A 23,553-nucleotide genomic window follows, 5' to 3' on the forward strand; every position below is an offset into this window, starting at 1 on the left:
TTTATATTTCCTTATATTCCAAATCAAATAGATCGACGATTTCTGGTCCCAGTATATCATGCATATAAGAATAAATTTCAGCATTCTTCTGTTCCATATCCTGCTTCCGGATAATATTTTTCTTAAGTTCAATCCGTACCTGTTTGATCCATTCACCGATTTTGCGAATGCCTGAAGCATTCTCCTGAAGAATGCCATAGCACACATCCATACTCTGAAGCATCAGTATCTCATTAGCTTCCTTGATGCTTCTGGGAATATCCAGAAGCTCATCATCGTAGCTTTCGATTTTCTCGTTGATTTCTATAATCAGCCTCTGATTCTCTTCGAGTTTTTTCCCGCTCGAAGGATTTGTATCAGCAGCATCCATATGATCAACTATTTCCTGCATCAGATCGGATTTTATTCTTTTTAAATCTTTTATATCATTTACCAGTTTCCCCTGTCTTTTCAACAGGTCGTTGAGTGCCTTCTCGCTATCCCTGACTGCTGAAGTCTTTGCAGTGTCTGGTATGAGATTGTGCCATTTTTTATCCAGAGTCAGAATTGGCACCTTTTTATTTTCCAGCGACTTCCTGAACTCTTCTATTTCTTTTACCCCTGCCATGGCTTCCATCCTTATCCGCTCATACTGTGGCTATTTCTGTTCTTCCCTGCTCTTTTCAACACTTGTGATGTTATAGGAAAGCCGCATCAGGCTTTCTGATAAATGAACATTTTCCACAAGCACATCTTCAGGAAGATTCAAATCTGTATGCGCAAAATTCCAGATTGCTTTTACTCCACAATTAACAAGGCGTTCTGCAACTTCTTTCGCTGCTGTTTTTGGTATTGTCAAAGTTGCAATATCAACTTCATTTTCCTTAATGTAAGCTTCCAGTTCTGACAACGGCAATACTTCTATGTCGCGGATTTTTTTTCCTATCCTTTCAGGATTGATATCAAAAAGTGCTGTCATAATGAAGCCTCTTTTTTCAAATGCCACGTAATTAGCGATGGCATGTCCTAAATTTCCAGCACCAATGATTATCACATTATGCTTTTTGTCCAGGCCCAGAATCTTGGCAATTTCGGAATAGAGGAATTTTACATTATAACCATATCCCTGCTGGCCGAACCCTCCAAAATTATTCAAATCCTGTCTGATCTGGGATGCCGTCACTTTCATCCGCGAACTCAGTTCGCTTGATGAAATCCTTTCCACTCCTGATTCAATCAATTCACCTAAATATCTATAATATCTCGGCAGCCTTCTGATGACTGCTTTTGAAATCTCTTTTTCTTCCACCGGATCAACCTCCTATTTATGTCTATGCTTTATTATATATAAATGTTAAATTATTGTCAACAATTAACAGTTTCAAAGGGATAAGATTACCAGGATTGTAGCATATGCATAGAAGAAAGAGTCTGCCAAGGCAGACTCTTTCTTCTATGCGGCCTTTTACCCGATGACATTCTGATTCATCATCTGTTTTGAAAGGCTGATATCAATCCGGCTGTTTGGAAGTTCAATCTGATTTTCGTCAAATGCAAGCTTAATGTCCTCTGTCACCTTCCACTTCGTCGAATTAAAGTCCGATATATGTACCCAGAACTTGCATCCGATTACAACAGCCCTTTCTTCAAGGGCACCTACGAATATAGAGATTTCATCTTCTTTCAACACCTTTTCATCAGCATCAAGAAGCTCCCTGATGATTTCTTTTGCTTTCTTCAGGTCTGCTTTATAATCTATTCTGACGCTTATAGAAATCATTCTCTTGTCCTGTGCCGTCACATTTGTAAGACTTATATTCGCAAGTATTCCATTAGGAATTACTACCACCTTATTATCTGATGTCAGCAGCCTTGTGTGGAAAAGTTCAATAGAAACTACTGTTCCTTCATTCTTCTTATTGTCTTCAATAATGTAATCTCCCACTACAAAAGGTTTAACAATAAGGATAATGACTCCTCCGGCAAAATTCGACAAGCTCCCCTGAAGAGCCAGTCCTATTGCAAGTCCGGCCGAGCCAAGCAGGGCAATAAACGAAGTAGTCGGTATACCGAACAGCTCTATAATCAGAAGCAGAAGCACCATGTACAGGAGCGCCCTGACAATCGAATCGAGAAATCCGATTACACCGTCATTTACTCCTGTTTTCATCAGAGAACGGTTTACTATTTTCAGCATCACCCTGATCAGTTTGCGACCCGCCAGAATAATTGCAATTGCGATCAGTACCTTGATTCCAAAATCAAGGATCCCGGGGATCCTTTCACTGAAAAATTCAATTATCATATTGCTGTCAACAGATTTTATATCAATTTGTTGAATATCATCTACACTCTCAAATAACATTTTATTACTCCTGACTTTTATATTTGCTTTAATTCAAGAATATGCACACGGCATAGGCCATGTGCATATGTTGTCTGTTCAATAATTTTTGCCTTAATTCCTGAAGTCCTTTTTTACTTGTCCTTTTTAGCAGTCGCTTTTTTAGCTGCCGGCTTTTTTGCTGTTGACTTTCCCACAGATGTTTTCTTAACCGTTTCCTTTTTTGCGGCTTCCGGAACCTGTTTTTCTGCCACTGGGTCTATCAGGACAGAATGTGTGCTCATGAATTCCTCATTCTCAGCCTCAGCCTTTGCTACCTGGGCTGCAAGCTGCTCTTTCAGATTCGGTTTCTTTCCTGCCGGCTTCTTATCAGCGTCTTTGGCTTTTGTCTTCAGAGCCTTATTGTCAGATGCCTTCTCTGCAATCTTTGAAAATTTGAAAACAGAAATTCCAAGAGGTGGCACCTTAATTGTGATTGAATGATCCCTGTCATCGCATTCCTTTTTCTTGGACTGCTTCAGACGCGGATTTACAAACCCTGTTCCGCCGAAATCCGCACTGTCGCTATTGAAGATTTCTTTATACTTTCCACGGTACGGAACCCCGACGAGATAATCACTATACGATAAAGGAGTGAAATTGCATACGATGAGCAGCGTGTCTTCCTGATTCTCAGTCTTCCTTGCAAACACAACAATATTCTCATTTGCTGATATATTGTTTATCCATTCGAAACCTTCCGCATCATAGTCCATGCTGTAAAGTGCTGGTTCGGTTTTATATAGTTTATTAAGGGCCTTGACGTATTCCTTCATGTTGATGTGGTCTGTGTACTTCAGAAGATCCCATTCAACACTCTTTTCTTCCGACCATTCAGAGAACTGGGCAATATCCTGTCCCATGAACAGAAGCTTTTTGCCAGGATGAGCCATCATGTATCCGTATGCAAGCCTGAGGTTGGAAAACTTCTCTTCCCTGTCTCCTGGCATTTTCCCGATCATGGATCCCTTTCCATGAACAACTTCGTCATGGGACAGAACAAGTATGAACTTCTCGCTGTAGGCATATATCATGCTGAAGATCAGTTCTCCATAATGATAGGAACGGAAAAACGGATCATACTGCATATATCCGATAAAGTCATTCATCCATCCCATATTCCACTTATAATCGAAACCAAGGCCATCTTCTTCTACATCAGCTGTAACCATCGGCCACGCCGTGGATTCCTCTGCGATCAGAAGCGCTCCGTCTTTCCTCTTCTTGAATATTGAATTGAGATGTTTCAGGAATTCAACCGCTTCCAGATTTTCATTTCCACCGTAGATATTAGCTACCCATTCTCCATCATTCTTTCCATAATCAAGATAGAGCATAGATGCAACCGCATCCATTCTGATGCCGTCTGCGTGGTATTTTTCAACCCAGAAAAGCGCATTTGCGATAAGGAAATTGCTTACTTCCGGCCGTCCATAATTGTAGATCAGTGTTCCCCAATGAGGATGTGCTCCCTGCCTTGGATCCCTGTGTTCGTACAGGCAGGTTCCATCGAAATTAGAAAGAGCAAAGGTATCCCTCGGAAAATGTGCCGGTACCCAGTCGAGAATAATGCCTATTTCCTGCTGGTGCATATAATCCATAAAATACATAAAATCTTCCGGAGTTCCATACCTGCTTGTCGGTGCGAAATATCCAGTCACCTGGTATCCCCAGGATGCATCATAAGGATATTCCATTATTGGCATCAGTTCGACATGCGTATATCCCATCTCTTTGACATATTCCGCAAGCATGGGCGCTAATTCCCTGTAGTTATAAAACTCCCTGCCATCCTCAGGCCTTTTCCACGATCCAAGATGCACTTCATAGATCGCCATGGGCGCCGAACCGGAGTCTGTTTTTTTCCTTTTTTCGATCCAGCTGCTGTCGTTCCAATTGTACCCATCTATATCTGTAACTACAGAAGCAGTATTCGGCCGGAGTTCTGCTGCGTTTGCATACGGATCCGCTTTCAGGATTACAAGGCCGCTCTTCAATTTCAGCTCAAATTTGTATACTTCACCCACGTTGAGATCTGGGATGAAAATCTCGAAAACACCGGAATCCCAGAGCCTCCTCATCTGATGGACTCTTCCATCCCAGAGGTTGAAATTACCGACAACGCTGACGCGCATCGCACTAGGCGCCCACACTGCAAAATAGATACCCTCAGTTCCGTTAATTACTGCCTTATGCGCTCCCAGATGTTCATATATCGAATAATGGATTCCCGCATTAAAACGCTTCGTATCTTTTTCAGTAATCAGCGGCTGAAATGCATAAGGATCTTTGATTTCCCTTATCTCGCCATTATCGTATTCGATTGTGAGCGTATACTCAGGTATCGTCTTTCTCGGAATCAGAACCGCAAAGAATCCCCCTTCGTCTACAAGCTCCATTGCATATGACTTTGAAGTCTTAATCAGATTAACGCTGATACTTACAGCCGTAGGCATGTATGCCTGAATCAAAACACCATTTTCCGTTATATGCGGTCCGAGTATACTGTGAGGATTTTCTTCCTCCGAATATACCACCGCCTCTATTTCTGCCCAGTTCATCAATTCATAAAGCTTGTCGTCCACAAAAATCCCTCCATATTACTATTTTTATTTATGTCCCTATTTTCAGCATTTCTATACTCAGCCCGTTTTTCCCCTGTTATCAGGCTATATGCAGTTGATTTTAACCAATTGTTTATAAAACTGCCTACATCTAAGATATATGCTAAGCAAAATTTTGTCAACCTTCACAGACTTTTTCTGTATAAAAAGGACCACAGATAACATTTCTATCATCTGCGGTCCTCACTATTTTTCTATAATTTTAAAGCATGGTCTCCATCTCTTCATTCTGAAGGGATTTTGCTTCAGACATGTTATTTTTTCTTTGTACCGACATATGATCCCATTCCACCGGATACATTTATTACGCTGAACCCCTGTTTTCCAAGAATCCCGCAGGTTCTTGCACTTCTGGCCCCTGACTGGCACATGATGTAATAGTCTTTGTCCTTCTGCAGGTATTTTCCCGGATTCTCCAAAAGCTGACCCATCGGTATGTTCTTTGCAGTCTTGAGACTTCCGCTGCTGTATTCATAGGGTTCTCTGATGTCTATAATTTCCACCTTGCCTATAAGACTATCTATATCATTTACATTTATGACTTTTCCATCATTTCGTTTTAAAAATTCAAACATCTTTATCCTCCTTATTTGCAGCCCTGTCCAGGCATTCTTTTCAGGTTTTAGTCCCCAAAAGAGTATCTGCTGAAACTTTGATCATCAAATTGCTTACATTTACAATTATAGCACCTGGACTCTTTTTATCTGTGACTATGTCACTTTTCAAGATTAATACGCAAAATCAGATTGCAATGCCTGCCTGTAACTTATTTGAATTTTATTCTGCTTCCGCAGGAGCATCCTCCAGTTTTTCCGGAGCCGCCTTTTGAAAACACATCCAGGATTTCTTTCAGTTCATTCAGTTTTCCGCTATTCAGCGAATAGTGCATCCATTTCCCGGACTTGCGGCCTTCAACGATTCCGCTTTCACAAAGCATTTTCATGTGGTAAGACAGGGTAGATTGTGTAATCTCAAGCTTTTCCAGTATTTTGCATGCGCATATCTCCCCATCCACGAGAAAACTCACAATTACCAGCCTGTTCGGATCCGAAAGCGCTTTGAACATCTGGGCATACGCATTGTATTTTTCTTCCATTAAAATTCCCTCCCATTGCTATTCATATAGGACATGCTCCGCGGAGCGTATTTTATGTCATAGAACTGACATCCTTTAAAATATAAAAACCTCCCTGCATGCACTACTGTCCACAGGGAGGTTTTCAAGCGGATAGTCATAACCCGCGCTTTTTCTCAATTTTTACAGATTTATCGGCGCCGCCGGTTCTGCAAAATCATTCATTAAGCGTTCGCTTTTTCAACTTCAACGATTGCTGATTTCTGCATAGGAATACGACAGTTCTTGTTGCTTCCGAATTCCACGATTACTGTATCATCTGAAATGTCTATGATTACGCCATAAAAACCACTGGTTGTAAGTATGCTGTCACCTACTGCCAGTTTTGCGAGCATTGCAGTTACCTTCTGCTGCTGCTTTTTCTGTGGCCTGATTGACATAAAATAAATCAAAGCGCCAAAAATCACAATATAGGCAATAATGATTATCCAACTGCTGCCTGTTCCGCCTGTTGCTAAAATAGTCATAACTATTCCTCCTGAGAAATGTATTTTTATTTTGACCTGATTTCATATTTCCTAAAAAATACAAACATCTGCTATAGTCATTCTACACAATCCCCCAAAAATAGGCAAGGGGTTTTCATGAATTTATTATATTTTTAGAATTATTCAGAACATTAAATCTACAGTTGAAAACCTTCCAGTTTTGCCTTTTTATATTCCTGGTAGCGTCCTTCTTCAATTGCATTCCTTATTTCCTCCATCATGTTATTGTAGAAATAAAGGTTATGGAGAACACAAAGCCTCATACCGAGCATTTCCTTTGCTTTCAAAAGATGCCTGATATATGCCCTGCTGTAGCTTCTGCATGTCGGGCACTGGCAGTTTTCATCAATCGGCCTGCTGTCAAGCTCATACTTTGCATTAAACATGTTCATTTTTCCATGGTCAGTATATACGTGTCCATGACGGCCGTTTCTCGAAGGATATACGCAGTCGAAAAAATCGACCCCTCTGTCAACGGCTTCCAATATATTCGCCGGAGTACCGACACCCATAAGATAAGTCGGCTTGTCAACAGGAAGGTATGGGACTGTTTCATCCAGGATCCTGTACATTTCTTCGTGGGATTCTCCTACGGCCAGACCACCAAGGGCATATCCATCCAGATCCATTTCGGAAATTCTCTTAGCATGCTCGATCCTGATGTCTTCATAGGTCCCGCCCTGGTTGATGCCAAACAGCATCTGATTCTTGTTTATCGTATCAGGAAGGGCATTGAGCCTGTCCATTTCCTTTTTGCATCTTTCCAGCCATCTCGTGGTTCTGTCTACCGATGCCTGCATGTATTCCCTGGTCGCTGGATGGGGAGGACATTCGTCAAATGCCATGGCAATCGTAGACGCCAGGTTCGACTGTATCTGCATGCTTTCTTCCGGTCCCATGAATATCTTCTTGCCGTCTATATGGGACCTGAAATAAACACCCTCCTCTTTTATCTTCCTGAGGCCGGACAGTGAAAACACCTGGAATCCGCCCGAATCAGTTAAAATCGGCTTATCCCAGTTCATGAATTTGTGAAGGCCGCCTAGCTTCTTTACAATCTTATCCCCTGGCCTTACATGGAGATGATACGTGTTGGAAAGCTGTACCTGCGTCTTGATTTCCTGCAGGTCAGTCGTTGCGACTGCACCTTTTATTGCCGCAATCGTTCCGACATTCATAAATACAGGCGTCTGGATGACTCCATGTACCGTGTGCAGTTCTCCTCTTTTTGCCTTGCCGTCTTGTGTTAAAAGATTATACATATATACCACCGTTTCTAAATTTTAATTGATTTGTCAAAACCCTATTGACTAGTATATCTTTATTCCATTGGTTTTTCAATGCATTTTACGTCTTTCCTTTTCATTTTATGTTTACGAAAATGGGTTTTTGTAATATACTGTATGGAAATGCGGAGATCCTGATCCAGAATCTCCATGCAGGCCAAGCAGGTTTCTGAAGCCCTGCGGCCGTTTACGTTATTTATTACACTAATGAAATGAGGTTGTTTATGTCAGGTTCAGTATATGGAAATTTATTCAAAGTATCTACCTGGGGCGAGTCCCATGGTCGGGGAATAGGCGTTGTCGTCGACGGATGTCCGGCCGGTCTTCCCCTTTGCGAAGAAGACATCCAGATTTTTTTAGACCGGAGAAAACCCGGGCAGTCGAAATACACCACTCCAAGAAAAGAGGATGACGCTGTTGAAATTCTTTCTGGCGTTTTCGAAGGCAAAACTACTGGCACCCCAATTTCCCTTGTCGTTTACAACAAATCACAGCGTTCCGGGGATTATAGTGAAATCGCATCCTATTACCGCCCTGGCCACGCCGATCTTACTTATGACATCAAATACGGCTTCCGGGATTACAGGGGCGGAGGACGCTCTTCAGGCCGCGAGACCATCGGCCGGGTGGCAGCTGGCGCCATAGCCTCCAAAATACTGGCAGAAATAGGCGTAAGCATCTGCACCTATACAAAGTCCATCGGCCCGATTGAAGCTGACATGGATAAATTCGACGAGTCAGCAATCTCCCAAAATCCGCTTTACATGCCGGATTCCGATGCTGCCGAAAAAGCCGGCGTTTTCCTCGAAACATGCATGAAGGAACACGATTCTTCTGGTGGAATCATCGAATGCATCATCCGGAACATGCCTGCAGGCATCGGTGATCCCGCTTTTGACAAGCTGGATGCCTGTCTTGCAAAAGCCCTTATGTCCATCGGCGCAGTCAAGGCTGTGGAAATCGGTGATGGTATGGAAGCAGCACGACATCGTGGTTCTGTAAACAATGATCCCTACTCCTATGCCGCTGACGGCTCTATATTAAAGACAGCCAATCGTTCAGGCGGAATTCTCGGTGGCATCAGCGATGGTTCAGATATCGTCCTCAGGGCCGCTTTCAAGCCTACTCCTTCCATAGCGAAACTTCAGCCTACCGTCAACAAGGATGGAGAAAATATTGAAGTAAGCATAAAAGGACGCCATGATCCCATAATTGTTCCAAGAGCCGTTGTCGTTGTGGAGTCGATGGCTGCGATAACCCTTTTGGACCTGCTTTTCTCAGGCATGACTTCAAGACTTGATTCTGTCGTCAGGTTCTTCAGCAAATAAACACAGAGTCTGCCAAGGCAGACTCTCCTATGAGATAAAAACAGCCGTTCCCGGTACATTTCCTGTATCCTGGAACGGCTGTTTTTCAGTTCTGAAGAGCTGCCTACTGCTTACTAGTTTTCAATCTTTGAAACGATTATGCAGTTAGGAGTCTCAATTGCAATTGGTTTCCCGTTCAGCACAATATTTCCATTATCATAATTGACTTTGAAAATTGTGATTTCGTTGGACTCGTGATTTAATGAAATCAGATGTTTTCCATCAGGAAAGATTTCGATATCCTTCGGATAGTCGCCGCTGATCGGAAGAATGTTCAGCATCGTAAGGAGTCCCGTCTTCTTATCAATCCTGAATATTCCCACACTGTTGTCTCCGGCATTTGAGCAGTAGAGATAATTTCCATCCATGGAGAATTCCATAGCCGCAGCTGCCGTACCCTTGTTGTCACCAGACTTAACAGTCGGCACATTCTGAATCAGTTCAAACTTCGGATTCTTCTTTGTACCGTCATAGCTGTATACATTGATATAATTCTTCAGTTCGCATATCAGATAGGCAAACTTGCCATCATGGCTGAATCTCATATGTCTTGGTGCAGATTCCAGTTCACATCTCAGGAAATCAACAAGACTGATCTTTCCTGTATCGTGATTGAATCTGTATAATTTTACATGATCCACTCCAAGATCCACAGCGCAAAGATATTTTTCATCAGGAGTCAGCGTCACACAGTTCACATGCGGTCTGAAGTTACGTTCTGCTATACTCCCAAGACCTTTATGGAATACCTGATCCGCTATATCGCCTATCGTTCCATCTTCCTTGAGCCTCATCACAGTAACTTTGCCGTCATGATATCCTGCAACGAAAAGATATTTATTAGCCTTATCCGTTGAAAGATGGCATCCTCTCATGCCTTGTATGGATCTGATGCTCGTCATCGCCAGATCTCCATCCGGTTTAATCAAAAACGATACGACACCTTCATCGGCAATTGAATATAAATACTTTCCGTCCGCTGATTTTGTTATATAAGAAGGATTATGAATCTTTACCACTTTACGTTCCGTCATTCTTCCTTCTTTTGCATCAAGATCGTAAATGTGTATTCCCTCGCTGTGTCCGTGTGTATATGTTCCCACATAAGCAACGTACTTTTCTTTTTCCATATGAATGCCTCCTCTATATTGTCTTCCTGTCAGTGTTCTCATATTATGAGGATAAAAAGTTTATCCCGGCAGGTTCATGTGCCCTATATTTGCTATATTAACATAAACCGTCAATTTTGTTAAGATGCTATCTGAATTTTATCAACACAAATGCTGGCACCTGCTGTTCCGGAATATTGACAGCAATGTTTTTCAGTGTATAATTATAGTAAATGTTCAGAACCCCTGTCTCGCGAGGTGTTGTTATGCTGAATTTGCATATAAATCCGAGACATGCGTGCGCCAGATTGCTGATTTTTCAATTTTCAGCCATTATCAGGAACATCCGGATAAATCGGAAATACGCTTTTAAAGCACAGAAGGGAATGCCGATATGCAGATTGGTATAAAATTAAAGGAATTACGCATAATGAAAGGATTGACGCAGGAAGAGCTCGCCGACAGAGCCGAACTTTCAAAGGGATTCATCTCCCAGTTAGAAAGAGACCTCACTTCGCCTTCAATCGCCACCCTCATGGATATCCTGCAGTGCCTGGGCACTGATTTGAAGGATTTTTTCAACGATTCACCGGATGAGCAGGTAGTCTTCAAGAGTACCGACTATTTCGAAAAAATTGATTCTGATTTTAAGAACAGAATTGAATGGATCATTCCGAATGCACAGAAAAACACAATGGAACCTATCCGCATAACCCTGGAACCAGACGGTTCTACATACCCGGACAATCCTCACGAAGGCGAGGAATTCGGATACGTGCTCCAGGGAAGCATTACACTATATCTGGGCAAGAAGATTTTCAAGGTAAGAAAGGGCGAATCTTTCTACTTTACGCCCAACAAGGAGCACTATATAAAAGCCAGCTCTAAAAGCGGAGCCTCCCTGATCTGGGTCAGCTCTCCGCCTAATTTTTAACTTATTAATACTTGGAGGAATTTATGTATAAATTTACAGAACAGAAACCAGAAGAACTCGTTAACAACCCTTTCGTAATGATTGACGAAGACTACCATACCCTTTACATAACAGAAATCGAAAAGGTCTTTGTGAAGTCATGCTAAAAGTTTTGACCTACAGGATTTCCGAAAAAGAAGATCAGATGACGATCAATGATTTTCTGCACAGCAAAGGTTATTCCAGCCATCTGATCGTCCATTTGAAAAAGACCGAATCCGGCATAACCATAGACGGAGCGCTGAAATACATCACTTACCGCCTTTGCGAAGGGGAACTCCTCACGATCCGCATCCTGGAGACCACTTCATCTGAGAACATTGTTCCAACCGCCATGCCTCTTGATATTGTTTACGAAGACGATGACCTGCTGGTGATCAACAAGGCTCCCGACATGCCCGTCCATCCCTCACAGGGCAATTACAGCAATACACTGGCAAATGGCCTGGCTCATTATTTCAGCCTCCAGGGCCGGAATTTCACCTTTCGCTGTATCAACCGCCTGGACCGCGATACGACGGGACTTATGATTCTTGCAAAAAACATGCTGAGCGGCTGCATCTTATCCGACATGGTGAAATCAAAAAAAATCCAAAGGGAATACCTGGCCATTGCAAAAGGGATGGTTCCTGACGAAGGCGTAATAGAAGCCCCCATAGGCAGACTGGACGGATCCACGATTGAGCGGTGCATAGATTATGAAAAGGGCGATCATGCAGTAACTCATTACCGCCGGATCAAATACGGAAACGGACATTCCCTTGTTGCATTGAAGCTTGAAACGGGCCGCACCCATCAGATCCGTGTTCATATGAAACATCTGGGTTATCCGCTTCCCGGCGACTTTATCTACTGCCCCGATTTTTCAACTATATCGCGGCAGGCCCTTCACTCCTGGAAGCTTACATTCTTTCACCCCCTTACAGAGGAGCTGATGAAGTTTGAAGTTCCGCTTCCGGATGATATGAAAGCGATTCTGTAGCACGCACGTTCTTGAACTGCCCTCTTTTAGCACCCTATCATAAAAATATGCAAGCAAAAATCCCCATTTTACCGGGGATTTTTTCAATTATAGCAGATTTGTGCTATCCGTTCATGCTGCCTGTTCACAACCTTATTTCTGCTTCCCTGATCCTGTCAGTATCCGATGCATGCTAATATACGGTCTATGATCCGGGCATTTTTTATGGAAAACTCATTGCTGACGCATGGCTCTTCATCATGGAGTATGCATCTTCCGAGCTGCTCTATTTCAAGCATATAATTATCTGGAACGGCAACGGAAATCGTATCGCTCTTTTTTGCCCTGTGTACATAGAATTTCAGAACTCCATCGGCATTAAACGGAATCGGAACCTCCATTGTACCATCTGTGCCGTAGATATAGTATCTGTCTGCCCGTCGTCCGGAACACATACCGGTCAGAATGCTTGCCCTGGTTCCGCCGGGAAATTCCAGATAGGCAACAGTGGTATCGTCTATGCCCGCTTCCGTCAAATGAGCAACTGCTCTTACTTCACTTGGTTCTTCTCCAACCAGCATAAGGATCAGGCTGGTATTGTAGCAGCCAAGATCATACATAGCTCCTCCAAGGGTCTCTTTTCTCATCCTGATATCATCAGCCTCGGGACTCGGGGTCACAAATGTAGTCTCTATAAGGGTTGGAGTTCCTATGATTCCGGAATCCAGTGCATCCTTTACGATCTTGGATGCCGGACTGTGGAGATAAGCAAATGCCTCCATCAGAATTACACCGGCATCTCTGCAGGCTTTTACCATCTCTTCGACATCCGCAGCATTGCCTGCAATCGGTTTCTCACAAAGGATATGCTTTCCTTTTTCCGCAGCCTTCAGCACCCATTCCTTATGCATAGAATTTGGAAGCGCAATGTATACCGCTTCAACCTCCTCATCCTCCAGCATTGACTCATAGCTGTAAAAAGCCTTTTCAAACTGAAACATTCCTTTGAACCTGTCTGTCTTTTCCGGATTCCTCCCTGCAATGCCGTATAAGGTGCAGTTCTTCGCCTTCTGCATTGCAGGTATTGTACATTTTTTTGCTATATCAGCGGTACCTAACACTCCCCATTTAACCTGTTTCCCCATAGAAAACCTCCTTTACAGTTTGCCACCCCTGATTCTGGGCACTTCGTCAATATGAAGGTACTTGCTTATACATTTGATAAGCAGATCATGATCAGACATATGATCCATACCCGATACTATGATTGAACCAATTACTCCCACATCCTCAATTCTTATCGGGAATGCGCCGCCGCTTATTGCATATTTTTTGGGATCTAAAAACCAGCCATCAAGATCGTTTTCCGTCTTCTGCAGCAGGGTGCAGAGATGAAGGCTGCTTTTCTCCGTCACCTTAACTGTATTATGTCTCATCTTCATCTGCTGTTCATTGTAAAGAGTCGTTCCATCGAGACCGAACTGAAATACCGTATAACCATTATTCAGACGTATGCTTATTGCTACAGGCTTTTGCCTCCTTCTGGCTTCAGCCACAAGCATACACCCAAGTTCCCACGCATCCTCATTTGTAAAGTGGGTAAACTGCAAAATTTCTTCCTGCATTTCCAGAATTTTTACTGCTTCATCAATAGTCATATTAATTCCTCCTTACATAATTCCTTGCTTTTATCTGATTCTGTCAGGGAATCCTACCTTGCGCTGCACTTTTCTTAATGTCTTTGTTGCATAGTAATTTGCTTTCTCAGCATTGTTCTTGATGATTCCGTCGATATAATCCTTGTTTTTGGCAAGGTCTGCGCATCTGTCCTGTATCGGTTTCAGGCAGTCTCCGACTGATTCTCCGACTGCAGACTTGAAATCGCCATAGCCTTTGCCTTCGAATTCCTTCACTACATCATCCGCTGTCTTTCCTGTAACAGAACTGTAGATATCGATAAGGTTTTTGATTCCTGGTTTTGCATCGCTATATAATATTTCATTCTCCGAATCCGTTACCGCCCTTTTGCATTTTTTCATTATCACATCAGGTGGATCCATAAGATAAATGCTTGCATTTGGATTTTCGTCCGATTTGGACATCTTTTTTACCGGGTCCTGAAGGCTCATGATCTTTGCTCCGGTTTTTCCGATATATGCTTCCGGTATGGTGAATACGTCCCCATAAATTCCGTTGAATCTCTGGGCTAAATCCCTTGTAATTTCAAGATGCTGCATCTGGTCAATTCCAACGGGTACGACATCTGCCTGATAGAGAAGTATATCCGCCGCCATCAGCACCGGATAAGTGAAAAGACCGGCATTTATGTTGTCTGCATTTTTCTGTGATTTATCCTTGAACTGGGTCATCCTGTTCAACTCGCCCATATAGGTAAAACAGTTCAGAATCCAGCTCAGCTCAGCATGGGCTGATACATGGGACTGATAATAAAGGCAGTTTTTTTCAGGATCGAGTCCAGCCGCAATATATAAAACAAGCAGGTCTCTCGACCTTTTCCGAAGCACTGCCGGATCCTGCCTTACTGTAATCGAATGCATGTCTACAACGCTGTAGAAGCATTCATATTCATCACAAAGTGTAACCCAGTTTTTCAAAGCCCCCAGATAGTTTCCAAGTGTCAGGTTTCCTGTCGCCTGCATCCCGCTGAAAAGCACTTTTTTGTCATTGATCATTGTTAGTTCCTCCATAGTTATTATATAAAACAAAGCAATTTTTTGCCCTTGCAGACTCTTTGTCCTTTCACAGGAAAGCTTGTCCCATGATAGAAAAAAACATCACCACCAGCAACTGCCGGGGACGATGTTCCCTAATGTCACCCATTATGATTATGTCATCCATAATTTTAGATTCTAATGCAGTTACCTGTAATTTATTTAGTAACATCTCAATTTTTCAAAGTCTGTTGATAAATTACTTTAAGTTTATCACCCGTAACTTTGAAAGTCAAGAAATAAACAATGTGGTTGCATTCGCCATTTGGTATGGTTTATAATATTAGAACATCCTGTTAAAAGACGGCATACATCTGTCAAAAAAATTCTGAAAGGAAGTATAAAATGAAGAAGATAACCAGCTTTACAATTGACCATATAAAACTCCAAAAAGGAGTTTACGTTTCCAGAAAAGATCCTGTCGGCAGCAAAGTCATCACGACTTTTGATATCCGCATGACCAAACCGAACGAGGAGCCCGTAATGAATACGGCAGAGATGCATGCGATCGAACATCTCGCTGCAACTTTTTTAAGAAACCACTCTGAGTTTGGCGAACGCATCATCTACTTCGGACCTATGGGTTGCCGGACCGGTTTCTATCTCCTGCTTTCAGACGACTGCGAATCAGGAGACATTCTTTCGCTCCTGATCCAGATGTTTGAATTTATACGTGATTTCGAGGGCGAAGTTCCAGGTGCATCCGCAAAGGATTGCGGCAACTACCTTGATATGAATCTTCCAATGGCAAAATACCTGGCAAAAAAATATCTCGACGAAGTTCTATACTGCATAAGCGATGCCCAGCTGGTTTACCCGGAATAGGTCTCAGCTACGGACAGAACCATCCTGCTTTTATCGCTGTATGATAAAAGCAGGATGGTTCTATTTTTTTTTCAGGACGTCTGCCTTTATGTAGGCTATAGCGGCCTCCTCGCCCTCATCCGCCAGTTTGTTGAGAAGGGTTTCCAGGATGGATTTCGTATCATCATGAAGGAACTTTATTTTTCCTGCTTCATAGTATTCCAGGGGGCTCCTGTCCGTATAACTGCTGGCCAGGTATACTTTAGAAGCTGCTATACGATCAAAGAACATCTCTACCACATACTGCTCAGGCATTCTCATGCCCACTATCTCGCCCCTGTATTCGGCACTGTAGTCAAGCCAGTACTCATAATGATGCTTATTCCTCCCCTTATGGTGCAGCCATGCGGATGAATACCCCCGGTTCTCACGTTCGGCATTGTTCGGGCTTCTCGTTCCCTGAAAATATCTGCATCCAACCAGGAATTCTGACAGCGAATATTTTGACATGTCATGAAGCAGTCCCTGCCTGTAGAGTCCTACGCTGAAACAGTATTTTCTTACCATCAGATGGTGTTTTGTTATGGTTGTAAAATGTTTTACTATTTTTAAATCTTTCAAATCAATTTCTCCTTTATTGCCTTGTACAACATAATGCCATCTTTAGAAATTCCCATAGATCCTGACTACCGCCAGAACTGCAAGATGTGCGGGATAAAACAGATAGAAGGCATATTTCATCGAACGCCCCTTCTCCCCATTATATAGGGCAATAGGGAGCATAGAAAATATTGCATATGCCTGGATTCTGCCCTGAAAAAGCAGTATGTTCACGATTGCTGAAGAAACAGACAGCATCAGCATATTCTTCCGGAACATATAGAACAGGATAATTAAAAGGACTCCCGCAAAGCTGTAATCAGTCCTGAACAAATATACGAACAGGAAACAGACCGATACAACAGCCCCATATATAAGTCCTGAAGCCGAACCGCCCTTTCCATGGTTTTCAGACCGAGAAACCGCCGTGCTGTTCCTGTCTATCGCACATATTGCTGCAAGCCCGGCTGCAAGGGTGAAAAACACATTCTGGTGCCCCATGTAAACCGGTGTCCCATAAAAGGCCAGATCAAAAGGTATTTCGGAAATCAGTGCAAAAGCAGCCATGCGGAGGATATATTTTTTGACATTCTTCGTATGGGCATACCCCTCCACAAGCAGGAAGCAGTAAATGGGAAAGGCAAGCCTTCCGATTATCCGGAGCAGCAATACTTCCGGAAACACGACTGCGCCAATGTGGTCCACTGTCATGGAAATAACAGCAATCAACTTCAGTACAAATGAATCTATTCCTCTTTTTTTCTCCATACTAATTACCTATGAGGACTGCTATAGTCCTGGGCTTGATTTCAATGAGTCTCTGGTTTTCAAGGACCGGCTCGCTTCCTGCCGGATATATGCCGCAGCCTTCAGCCGCCCCTGTGTCTACTGCCACTTTCCAGCTCCTGCCTTTCGGAAGCTTCGGCATCGCAAATTCGTGCTTCTCCCAGTGCATATTATATGCCACATAGAGGAAATCGTCTTCCTTCCCGCCAGCCAGAACGGCGTATTTACCGCAGTACATCAGACCGATCTGCCGCGCATAGATGCCAAAATCAGGGTACCATGGTTTTTCGCCATGGTAAGAAAGATCGGGATATCCGCAGGAAAGATGATCCATGATCTTCAGCTCGGCAGGCATATGAAGGATCCTGTGTGCCTTCCGAAAACTAATCAGTTTCTGAACGAACTCCAGAATTTCACTGTTCTTTCTGCAGTCCTTCCAGTCAATCCAGGTACTTGTATTATCCTGACAGTAGGCATTGTTATTGCCTCCCTGGGTGTGCCCCATCTCGTCGCCTCCGAGCAGCATGGGCACCCCCTGGCTGAGCAGAACCAGCACAAGACCATTCTTGATCTGTCTCTTTCTAATCTCCATGATCTTTTTCTTTCTGGTTTTCCCCTCTGCACCGCAGTTCCAGCTGTAGTTGACGCTCATACCGTCATTGTTGCCTTCTCCGTTAGCTTCATTATGCTTCTCATCATATGATACGAGATCCATCAGCGTAAATCCGTTGTGGCTCGTCAGATAATTTATAACGCCTTCTTTCGATGGGTTTCTGCGTATGCGGTGTGCCATCTTGTTCAGATGATCATCATCTCCCTTTAGAAACCGTCTGGCATCAATCATAAAGCTGTCGTTATAATCGGCTATATGACGAAATGATGGATGCCTGCCTTCGGAATCACCATATCCTGCCGAGGCTCCGGCCCACATGATCTTTGTTTTCGAAAAAATCGGTGACGAAGCCACCGTCGTCATCGGAGCAGCTTCCCCATTCACATGGAAGCCGTCAACATGATATTCCATAGCCCAATGCTCCAGACAATCCATCAAAAGGCTGCAGGGGGTACCAGGAGCGAAATAGAATTCCATCACGATTTCAATTCCGTTCCTGTGAAGCGCCTTTACCATATCCTTAAATTCCCGTTCCGGATTTCCAGTTCCAGAATAGGAGGCCTTGGGAGCAAAATAGAATCCCGGACCGTATCCCCAATAATTTATTTTCGTAGCTTTTGCCTTCTCCTCCTCACCCGGCCATCCATAACCGGCGCTATTCCTTGACGGATCCATATTCCCCGTATTTTGTTTCATACCCTTATAATCAAGATACCGGATCCTGGATGCTATATCTTCCGGCTCCCTTACCATCTCATCAAACTCATAAACGGGCATCATTTCGATCTGATTGATTCCAAGCTCTTTGAGATAAGGAATTTTTTCTGCAATTCCCGAAAACGTTCCTTTTTCCTTCACATTCGAGGACGAATGCCTTGTGAATCCTCTCGGATGGATACAGTACATCACGATTTCTTCAAACGGAATCTCAAGAGGCCTGTCGCCTTCCCAGTCATAATCTTCATTTAGAAATCCACACCTCAAATCCCCGGCCGGAATCTCTATTCCCCAGTGTTCCCTTCCGGCTATAACCGCGGCATATGGATCCTGGACGATTTTCCCATCAATCCGGTAGTTATATTCATATCTGCCGCAATCAAAATCAGCCAGCATGAGAAAGTATATATCCCCCGCTTTACAGCCTTCCGAAAAGGATATTTCCTCACAGGGCTCTTTGCTGCCTTTTTCGTATAGCACGAGGCTGCAGGTTCTGTCATCCGGTACGGCAACGGCAAAGTTCATTCCCTCATGGGTCTTCGTAGCTCCAAGGGGTTTGGGCAACCCTCTTTTTATCTTAAAGCAAAAACCGTCCCTTTCACATTTCATATATTCAGCTCTTCCTCTCAAGTTCTATCTTTTCTGCCAGGTCATTGAGGTACATCCAGCGCTCCATCTTTTCTTCCAGTTCTGCCTCCAGCAGGGCCTTCTCACCCATAAGACTGTTCAGGGTACCATAGTCTGTAGCAGATTTTTCAATCTGCCTGTCCATCTCCTCAATTTTCTCTTCAAGGCCGGCGATGTCATCGTCGATCGTTTCGAATTCCTTCTCCTCCTTATATGAAAATTTAAGCTTCTTTTCCCGGACCCGGGTATCCTTTTTCTCAGCCGCCTGAGCCTTCTCCGTTTCTGGCGCCTTTTCGTACTCTTCCCTTTCCTTCACTGCAAGATAATCGCTGAACCCGCCTTCGTACTGTCTGAGGCTTCCATCCTCCTGAAATGCGAATATCCTTCTTGCAATCCTGTCCAGGAAGTACCTGTCATGAGAAACACTGATTACGATGCCGTCAAAATTATCAAGATAATCCTCTAGAATCGTAAGTGTCTGTATGTCAAGGTCGTTCGTCGGTTCGTCAAGAATCAGGATATTTGGTGCATCCATAAGGATCCTCAGCAGGTACAGACGTCTCTTTTCACCGCCTGAGAGCCTGTTTATATAGGTCCACTGCATATTTCCATCAAACAGGAATCTTTCAAGCATCTGGGATGCGGATATGCTCCCATCTGGCGTCAGCACATACTCAGCTACATTTTTAATGTAATCAATAACCCTGAGAGATTCATCCATATATTCATTTTCCTGAGAAAAATAACCAATTTTCACAGTCTGGCCGATGTCTACAATCCCCTCGTCCGGCTCGACCACACCGTTTATTATTTTCAGCAGGGTAGTCTTCCCGCAGCCGTTTCCTCCGATGATGCCAACCCTGTCACCCTTCAGGAATATATAAGAAAAATCGTTAATATAGGTCCGTCCATCATATGATTTCGTAATTCCGCTGACTTCAAGAGTCTTTCTTCCCAGCCTGGAGGATATGGAATTCATTTCCACAGAAGCAGCCTTCTGGGGACCTTTTCTATCCCTCAGCTCTTCAAAGCGTTCGATTCTGGCCTTCTGTTTGGTAGAACGCGCTCTCGCACCTCTCTGGATCCACTCAAGTTCCGTTCTCAGTATGCTGCTGCGCTTCCTCTCAGATGCGGCCTCTATACCTTCGCGCGCCGCCTTCAGCCTCAGATATTCTGAGTAATTTCCAGGATAGGAATAGATACTGGCGCCATCGATTTCTACAATCCTGTTTGATATCCTGTCCAGGAAATACCGGTCATGGGTCACCATCAGCAGAGCTCCCTTGAATTTCATAAGGTACTCTTCCAGCCATTCCGACATCTCATTGTCAAGGTGGTTTGTAGGCTCATCCAGTATCAGGATATCAGCAGGAGAAAGCAGGACATTCGCAAGCGCAACCCGCTTCTTCTGTCCTCCGGAAAGATATTTCGTCTCCCCATCGAAATCGGGAATTCCAAGTTTATTCAGCATCGCCTTTGCATCACTTTCGACAGTCCATTCGTTGTCTTTCCTGATATTTCCCTTCAGGACTGCCTCAAGCACAGTGCTGTCTTCATCAAATACCGGATTTTGAGAGAGATACCTTATGTGAATCTGGCGTCCCTTCGTTATTTTTCCGGAATCCGGCTCCTCAAGACCGGCTATCATCTTTAAAAGGGTTGATTTCCCGGTACCGTTTATTCCGATAATACCGATTTTTTCATTATCATTAATACTGAAATCAGCATCTTTAAAAACAAACCTGTCTCCGTATGTTTTTGTCATATTTTCTATCGTCAATAAGTTCATATCATAATTCCCTTTCATTCCCCTGCCAGCAATAATCCATCAGCGTGGGGACTTCTATTTCATAATCAGTTCTACAGGGCAATGATCGGACCCTAATATTTCAGTATGGATTGCCGCACTTTTGATTTTTGATTCAAGAGCCTTAGAGACACAGAAATAGTCTATCCTCCATCCTGCATTCTTAGCCCTTGCGCTGAATCTGTAGGACCACCAGGAGTAGATTCCTTCCGTATCTGGATAAAAATACCGGAACGTGTCAATAAATCCGGAGTCCAGGAGTTCGGTGAATTTAGCCCTTTCCTCATCTGTAAATCCTGCATTTTTTCTGTTCGTCTTTGGATTCTTAAGATCAATCTCCTTATGGGCAACATTCAGGTCTCCGCACACAACAACCGGTTTCTTTTCTTCAAGTTTCTTCAGATAAGCCCTGAAATCATCTTCCCAGCTCATCCTGTATCCCAGCCTTGCAAGTTCTGCCTGTGAATTCGGCGTATATACATTAACCAGATAATACTCTTCAAATTCAAGAGTAATTACCCTCCCCTCGCTGTCATGGCCGTCAATTCCTATGTCGTAACTGACAGACAGCGGTTCCTTCTTTGTAAAAACTGCCGTTCCCGAATAGCCCTTTTTAACAGCATAATTCCAATACTGATAGTAACCTTCCAGCTCCAGATTGATCTGGCCATCCTGAAGTTTTGTTTCCTGAATGCAGAATATATCGGCATCTATATTATTAAAAAAGTCAACGAACCCCTTCTGCACGCAGGCTCTGATTCCGTTAACATTCCATGAAATCATTTTTGTCATCTGTTTTGCCTCCTAACCCGTATTGTATTAATTATAGCATTAGTGCAATTCCTTTGTATAGTTCAATTTGGCCAGCCATTTTCACAGACAACCTGAAAGGACACGGCGCATATGCGCCGTGTCCTTTCACCAGAGTATTCAAAAATGCTGTTCCTGATTACGCTTTTTTAACAAGAAGCGACTTTCCAGTCATTTCTTCTGGCTGTTTCATACCCATCATTTCGATAAGCGTAGGCGCTATGTCCGCAAGACATCCGCCTTCTTTAAGGGTGTAGCTGTCGTCATAATTCACAAGAATAAATGGAACCGGATTAATTGTATGGGCTGTAAACGCTTCGCCTGTCGTATAATCCACAAGCTGTTCTGCATTTCCGTGATCAGCACAGATGAACATCTGTCCATCAACTTCCATCAGCGCATCAACTGCTTTTCCTACGCACTCATCAACTGCTTCGATGGCTTTCACTGCTGCGCCCTCAATTCCCGTATGACCAACCATGTCAGGATTTGCAAAGTTAACGATAATCACATCATATTTATCTGATTTGATTGCTTCCACAAGATTTTCAGCTACCTGATATGCGCTCATTTCAGGCTGAAGATCATAGGTGGCAACTTTTGGAGATTTCACAAGGGAACGTTCTTCCCCTTCGTTTGGAACTTCCACGCCGCCATTAAAGAAAAATGTTACATGTGCATATTTTTCAGTTTCAGCGAGTCTGAGCTGTGTTTTTCCATTTGCTGCAAGGAACTGTCCGAATGTGTTGTCAATAGATACTTTATGGAATGCCACAATCTTATTCGGGATTGTGATGTCATATTCTGAAAAGCATACAAAAGTAACATCCAGTCTCTTTTCACGCGGGAATCCTGTGAATTCATTTTCGCAGAAAACTCTTGTGATTTCCCTTGCCCTGTCAGGCCTGAAATTGAAGAAGATTACGGAATCCTTGTCCTGAATTGTTGCAACAGGCCTGCCGTCTTTTTCAATGACAGTAGGCAGTACAAATTCGTCGTTTTTGCCATCATCATAGGACGCCTGGATCGCTACAGAAGCACTTGAAGCAGTAGCGCCTTTTCCATATGCCATTGCCTTGTAAGCGAGTTCTACCCTGTCCCATCTGTTGTCACGGTCCATTGAATAGTAACGTCCCATAACTGATGCAACTTCACCTACACCGATTTCCTTCATTTTCTGTTCAAGTTCTTCAACAAAACCTTTTCCGGAAGTAGGTGCTGTGTCCCTTCCATCGAGGAAACAATGTACGTATACTTTTTCAAGCCCCTGCTGCTTCGCAAGTTCCAAAAGGCCATAGATATGCGTATTATGGCTGTGGACGCCGCCATCCGAAACAAGTCCGAAAAGATGGAGTGCGGAACCATTTTTCTTTACATTTTCAACCGCTTCATTAAAAGCTTCATTTTTAAAGAAATCGCCATCCTGAATTTCTTTTGTAATCCTTGTCAGTTCCTGATATATGATACGTCCGGCTCCCATGTTCAGGTGTCCAACTTCTGAATTTCCCATCTGTCCTTCCGGAAGGCCTACAGCCATACCGCTGGCATAACCTTTTACGAATGGGTATTCTTTCATAAGCCTGCTGATAACAGGAGTTTTTGCTTCTGCTATGGCATTGCCGTCTGTTCTTTCGTTTAATCCATAACCGTCTAGTATCATTAACACTGTTGGTTTCTTGCTCATATAAAATGCTCCTTTATACTATAATAGTCTGTAACTGTTCAGGACTATGTCCTTCCTAGTCACAATGA

General features: G+C 43.3%; 23 protein-coding genes. 5 read left to right on the plus strand and 18 right to left on the minus strand.

The window, feature by feature from the left end:
- Window position 1: 1 nt before the first annotated feature.
- The 8 genes from BJR36_RS01770 to tgt form a co-directional block, all read right to left on the minus strand.
- Window positions 2–607 carry a hypothetical protein gene (locus tag BJR36_RS01770; protein WP_091229224.1) on the minus strand — a complete coding sequence of 202 codons (606 nt, stop codon included), beginning with the start codon at window positions 605–607 and terminating at the stop codon, window positions 2–4.
- A gap of 30 nt (window positions 608–637) precedes the next feature.
- Complete coding sequence (locus BJR36_RS01775; protein WP_091229225.1) at window positions 638–1,288, minus strand: redox-sensing transcriptional repressor Rex; 651 nt, start codon at window positions 1,286–1,288, stop codon at window positions 638–640.
- Window positions 1,289–1,444: 156 nt separating this feature from the next.
- On the minus strand, window positions 1,445–2,344 hold the full coding sequence (locus BJR36_RS01780; protein WP_091229228.1) for a mechanosensitive ion channel family protein: 900 nt from the start codon (window positions 2,342–2,344) through the stop codon (window positions 1,445–1,447).
- A 113-nt stretch (window positions 2,345–2,457) separates the two neighbouring features.
- Window positions 2,458–4,947: a 1,4-alpha-glucan branching protein GlgB gene (gene glgB, locus BJR36_RS01785; protein WP_091229231.1), complete on the minus strand. Its 2,490-nt coding sequence runs from the start codon at window positions 4,945–4,947 to the stop codon at window positions 2,458–2,460.
- 293 nt (window positions 4,948–5,240) lie between these two features.
- On the minus strand, window positions 5,241–5,561 hold the full coding sequence (locus BJR36_RS01790; RefSeq protein ID WP_091229234.1) for a rhodanese-like domain-containing protein: 321 nt from the start codon (window positions 5,559–5,561) through the stop codon (window positions 5,241–5,243).
- Window positions 5,562–5,752: 191 nt separating this feature from the next.
- Entirely contained in the window at window positions 5,753–6,082 is a 330-nt protein-coding gene (locus BJR36_RS01795) for an ArsR/SmtB family transcription factor (protein WP_091229236.1), read from the minus strand.
- A gap of 203 nt (window positions 6,083–6,285) precedes the next feature.
- Entirely contained in the window at window positions 6,286–6,588 is a 303-nt protein-coding gene (gene yajC, locus BJR36_RS01800; RefSeq protein ID WP_091229239.1) for a preprotein translocase subunit YajC, read from the minus strand.
- A gap of 158 nt (window positions 6,589–6,746) precedes the next feature.
- The gene (gene tgt / locus BJR36_RS01805) at window positions 6,747–7,871 is read right to left on the minus strand and encodes a tRNA guanosine(34) transglycosylase Tgt (protein ID WP_091229240.1); all 1,125 of its coding nucleotides are present in this window, start codon (window positions 7,869–7,871) and stop codon (window positions 6,747–6,749) included.
- 248 nt (window positions 7,872–8,119) lie between these two features.
- On the opposite strand from tgt, the gene aroC reads away from it, so the two are divergent.
- The gene (aroC, locus tag BJR36_RS01810; protein ID WP_091229243.1) at window positions 8,120–9,223 is read left to right on the plus strand and encodes a chorismate synthase; all 1,104 of its coding nucleotides are present in this window, start codon (window positions 8,120–8,122) and stop codon (window positions 9,221–9,223) included.
- Window positions 9,224–9,336: 113 nt separating this feature from the next.
- On the opposite strand, the gene BJR36_RS01815 is transcribed toward aroC, so the two are convergent.
- Window positions 9,337–10,392, minus strand: a complete 1,056-nt coding sequence (locus BJR36_RS01815; protein ID WP_091229244.1) for a lactonase family protein — start codon at window positions 10,390–10,392, stop codon at window positions 9,337–9,339.
- 373 nt (window positions 10,393–10,765) lie between these two features.
- Between BJR36_RS01815 and BJR36_RS01820 the strand changes: the two genes are divergently transcribed.
- The 3 genes from BJR36_RS01820 to BJR36_RS01825 are packed head-to-tail and all read left to right on the plus strand — an operon-like array spanning window position 10,766 to window position 12,326.
- Window positions 10,766–11,305, plus strand: coding sequence for a helix-turn-helix domain-containing protein (locus BJR36_RS01820; protein ID WP_091229247.1), 540 nt, complete (start codon window positions 10,766–10,768; stop codon window positions 11,303–11,305).
- A 23-nt stretch (window positions 11,306–11,328) separates the two neighbouring features.
- Window positions 11,329–11,451 (plus strand): hypothetical protein, encoded by a 123-nt coding sequence (locus BJR36_RS20845; RefSeq protein WP_278276575.1) that lies wholly within the window; start codon window positions 11,329–11,331, stop codon window positions 11,449–11,451.
- Window positions 11,445–12,326 carry an RluA family pseudouridine synthase gene (locus tag BJR36_RS01825; protein ID WP_091229249.1) on the plus strand — a complete coding sequence of 294 codons (882 nt, stop codon included), beginning with the start codon at window positions 11,445–11,447 and terminating at the stop codon, window positions 12,324–12,326. Before BJR36_RS20845 ends, BJR36_RS01825 begins: the two co-directional genes overlap by 7 nt.
- A 155-nt stretch (window positions 12,327–12,481) precedes the next feature.
- Here BJR36_RS01825 and BJR36_RS01830 read toward each other — a convergent pair whose 3' ends face one another.
- The 3 genes from BJR36_RS01830 to trpS are packed head-to-tail and all read right to left on the minus strand — an operon-like array spanning window position 12,482 to window position 14,998.
- Window positions 12,482–13,450, minus strand: a complete 969-nt coding sequence (locus BJR36_RS01830) for a Gfo/Idh/MocA family protein (RefSeq protein WP_091229252.1) — start codon at window positions 13,448–13,450, stop codon at window positions 12,482–12,484.
- A gap of 12 nt (window positions 13,451–13,462) precedes the next feature.
- Window positions 13,463–13,963, minus strand: a complete 501-nt coding sequence (locus BJR36_RS01835) for a heme-degrading domain-containing protein (protein WP_091229255.1) — start codon at window positions 13,961–13,963, stop codon at window positions 13,463–13,465.
- Between the two features lie 30 nt (window positions 13,964–13,993).
- Window positions 13,994–14,998, minus strand: a complete 1,005-nt coding sequence (trpS, locus tag BJR36_RS01840; protein ID WP_091229256.1) for a tryptophan--tRNA ligase — start codon at window positions 14,996–14,998, stop codon at window positions 13,994–13,996.
- A 384-nt stretch (window positions 14,999–15,382) separates the two neighbouring features.
- Here trpS and BJR36_RS01845 point away from each other — a divergent pair, with 384 nt between their 5' ends.
- On the plus strand, window positions 15,383–15,862 hold the full coding sequence (locus tag BJR36_RS01845) for an S-ribosylhomocysteine lyase (protein WP_091229257.1): 480 nt from the start codon (window positions 15,383–15,385) through the stop codon (window positions 15,860–15,862).
- 60 nt (window positions 15,863–15,922) lie between these two features.
- Here BJR36_RS01845 and BJR36_RS01850 read toward each other — a convergent pair whose 3' ends face one another.
- The 6 genes from BJR36_RS01850 to gpmI all read right to left on the minus strand — a co-directional run bounded on the left by BJR36_RS01850 (window position 15,923) and on the right by gpmI (window position 23,485).
- Complete coding sequence (locus tag BJR36_RS01850; protein ID WP_278276576.1) at window positions 15,923–16,462, minus strand: DUF5662 family protein; 540 nt, start codon at window positions 16,460–16,462, stop codon at window positions 15,923–15,925.
- A gap of 42 nt (window positions 16,463–16,504) precedes the next feature.
- Window positions 16,505–17,209 (minus strand): TraX family protein, encoded by a 705-nt coding sequence (locus BJR36_RS01855; RefSeq protein WP_091229258.1) that lies wholly within the window; start codon window positions 17,207–17,209, stop codon window positions 16,505–16,507.
- Between the two features lies 1 nt (window position 17,210).
- Window positions 17,211–19,166 carry an alpha-amylase family glycosyl hydrolase gene (locus BJR36_RS01860; RefSeq protein WP_091229260.1) on the minus strand — a complete coding sequence of 652 codons (1,956 nt, stop codon included), beginning with the start codon at window positions 19,164–19,166 and terminating at the stop codon, window positions 17,211–17,213.
- Window positions 19,167–19,170: 4 nt separating this feature from the next.
- On the minus strand, window positions 19,171–20,973 hold the full coding sequence (locus tag BJR36_RS01865; protein WP_091229910.1) for an ABC-F family ATP-binding cassette domain-containing protein: 1,803 nt from the start codon (window positions 20,971–20,973) through the stop codon (window positions 19,171–19,173).
- Window positions 20,974–21,027: 54 nt separating this feature from the next.
- A complete protein-coding gene (locus BJR36_RS01870) occupies window positions 21,028–21,783 on the minus strand; it encodes an exodeoxyribonuclease III (protein WP_091229261.1) in 756 nt (251 codons plus the stop codon).
- Between the two features lie 157 nt (window positions 21,784–21,940).
- Window positions 21,941–23,485, minus strand: coding sequence for a 2,3-bisphosphoglycerate-independent phosphoglycerate mutase (gpmI, locus tag BJR36_RS01875; protein ID WP_091229263.1), 1,545 nt, complete (start codon window positions 23,483–23,485; stop codon window positions 21,941–21,943).
- Window positions 23,486–23,553: the final 68 nt, after the last annotated feature.

The sequence above is a fragment of the Anaerobium acetethylicum genome (assembly GCF_900096945.1).
Lineage (GTDB): Bacteria > Bacillota > Clostridia > Lachnospirales > Lachnospiraceae > Anaerobium > Anaerobium acetethylicum.